The organism is Methylorubrum podarium, from assembly GCF_022179745.1.
Lineage (GTDB): Bacteria > Pseudomonadota > Alphaproteobacteria > Rhizobiales > Beijerinckiaceae > Methylobacterium > Methylobacterium podarium.
Genome location: NZ_BPRD01000486.1, coordinates 1 through 2,179, shown reverse-complemented (window position 1 = coordinate 2,179; position 2,179 = coordinate 1). Strand labels below are relative to the sequence as shown.

2 protein-coding genes are annotated in these 2,179 nt (G+C 74.2%); both read left to right on the top strand.

What is annotated here, in order from left to right; all coding sequences use genetic code 11:
* The first annotated feature begins 141 nt into the window (after nt 1–141).
* Nucleotides 142–1,026 carry a glycosyltransferase family 2 protein gene (locus MFF42_RS21575; protein WP_238257629.1) on the top strand — a complete coding sequence of 295 codons (885 nt, stop codon included), beginning with the start codon at nt 142–144 and terminating at the stop codon, nt 1,024–1,026.
* On the top strand, nt 1,023–2,108 hold the full coding sequence (locus MFF42_RS21570) for an acyltransferase family protein (RefSeq protein WP_238257628.1): 1,086 nt from the start codon (nt 1,023–1,025) through the stop codon (nt 2,106–2,108). Before MFF42_RS21575 ends, MFF42_RS21570 begins: the two co-directional genes overlap by 4 nt.
* Nucleotides 2,109–2,179: the final 71 nt, after the last annotated feature.

Genomic DNA, 2,179 nt, shown 5'->3' with positions numbered 1-2,179 from the left:
GCGGGGGAGGGTGCCCGCTTCAGCGGGCGGGAGAGGGGCCGGCTCCGCACCTTCCGGAAACGGCGCTCCCCTCTCCCGACCCCTGCTGACGCAGGGGCCACCCTCCCCCGCAGAGGGGGGAGGGAAGCCGCGCGGGACCCGATGTCGCCAAACCCCATGCCGCTGACCGCCATCGTCGTCAGCCACGACAGCGCCGACGCTCTGCCCGCCTGCCTCGCGGCGCTCGCGCGCGAAAAAATCCCGGCCATCGTCGTCGACAACGCCAGCCGCGACGGCTCGGTCGCCGTGGCGCGGGCCCACGGCGCGCGGGTGATCGCCAACCCCCGCAACGAGGGCTACGGCCGGGCCAACAATATCGGCGTGCGCGCCGCGGAGGGGGCAGGGCACGTCCTCATCCTCAACCCCGATCTCGTGCTGCAGCCGGGCGCCGCCGCCGCCCTGCTCGCGGCCGCCGCGGAATGGCCCGATGCCGGGCTCCTCGCCCCGCGCATCCACGAGCCGGACGGGCGCTTCTTCTACCAGTCGCGCTCGCTGCTCGCGCCCTACCTCACCAACCCGAAGGGCGTGCGCGCCCTGCCCGAGGGCGATGCCTGCGCCCCGTTCCTCTCCGGCGCCTGCCTGATGATCGCGCGCGGCTTCTTCCTCGAACTCGGCGGTTTCGACGAAAACATCTTCCTGTTCTACGAGGACGACGACCTCTGCCGCCGGGTGGCCGATGCCGGGCGCGCGCTCGTCCACGTCCACGGCGCGGTGGCGCTGCACGGGCGCGGCCGCTCCTCGGCCCCGGCGCCGGGCCGGGTGTTCCGCACCCGCTGGCATCAGGCGTGGTCGCGGGCCTACGTCGCGAGGAAATACGGCCTGCCCGATCCGAGCCCCGGCATGCTCGCCACCAACGCGCCGAAGGCGGCGCTCGCCACCCTCGCCTTCCGCCGCGCGGGGCTGGAGCGCTACGGCGGCTCGGCGGCCGGGGCGCTCGCCGCCCTGCGCGGCCGGAGCGCGCTGGCCCGCGAGGGGCTGGCGCCGTGAGCGGCCCGTTCTCCGGCCCGACCGTCGGGCAGGCGCTGGCGCGCCCGCATAACGGCTTCTCCTCCTTACGGCTGGCGCTCGCCCTGATGGTGGTGGTCTCGCACGCCTTCAGCGTCGTCTCCGGTCAGGGAGCCGACGAGCCGCTGGCCTGGAGCACCGGCTTCTCGCTCGGCGAGCACGCGGTGAACGGCTTCTTCGCCGTCTCCGGTTTCCTCGTCACCATGAGCTACGACCGGCGCGGCTGGCGCGACTACGCCATCGCCCGCTCCCTGCGCATCCTGCCGGGACTGGTGGCCGCGACCCTGGCCGTCTCGCTGCTGCTCGGCGCCGCCCTCACCCGGCTGCCGCTCGCGGAGTACCTCGCCGCGCCCGAGCTGTGGCGCTTCGTGCGCGGCACGCTCCTGTCCTTCAAGAGCAACGCCAGCCTGCCCGGCCTGTTCGAGGCCAATCCCCTGCGCAGCCCCCTCGGCACGGTCTGGACCCTGAAATACGAGACGATCTGCTATGTCGGCGTCCTCGTCATCGGCTTGTGCGGACTGCTGCGGCGGCGCTGGGCCGTGCCGGCGCTCACCGCCGCCCTGGCGCTGACCCTGGCGACGCTGGAGGCCGTCCGGCCGGAGATGTCGAAGGGAACCGAGACCGCCCTGCGGCTCCCGCTGATCTTCGCCTTCGGCGCCTGCCTCTACCTGTGGCGGGACCGCGTGCGTCTCAGCGCGTGGCCGCTGCTCGGGCTCGCCGCCGCGCTCCTGCTGCAAGGCCACGCCCCCGCCCGGACGCTGCTGTTCCTGTCCGAGAGCTACGCGGCGATCTGGCTCGCCTTCCTGCCCGCGCTCGCCCGCCCGGCCCTCGATCCGCCCGCCGACCTCTCCTACGGGGTCTATCTCTACGGCTGGCCGATCCAGCAGAGCCTGCACGCGCTGTTCCCCACGGCCTCGGCCGTCGCGCTGCTGCCCCCCGCGCTTCTTCTCGCCCTGCTCGTCGCAGCGCTCTCCTGGTACGCGATCGAGAAGCCGGCCCTGCGCCTGAAGGCGCGGGCACTCGGCCGGCGGACGCTCGGCACCATCGAGCCCGCCGCCCCCTGACGGCCGTCTTGACGCAGGATTGATCCCTCTCGCGGCTTGGAGCGTTTCCCGCTCCGCGGGCCGGGGTGCGG

Excerpts from the sequence above, each read along its gene's own strand:
- MFF42_RS21575 (WP_238257629.1), top strand. The coding sequence starts at position 142 with ATGTCGCCAAACCCCATGCCGCTGACCGCCATCGTCGTCAGCCACGAC.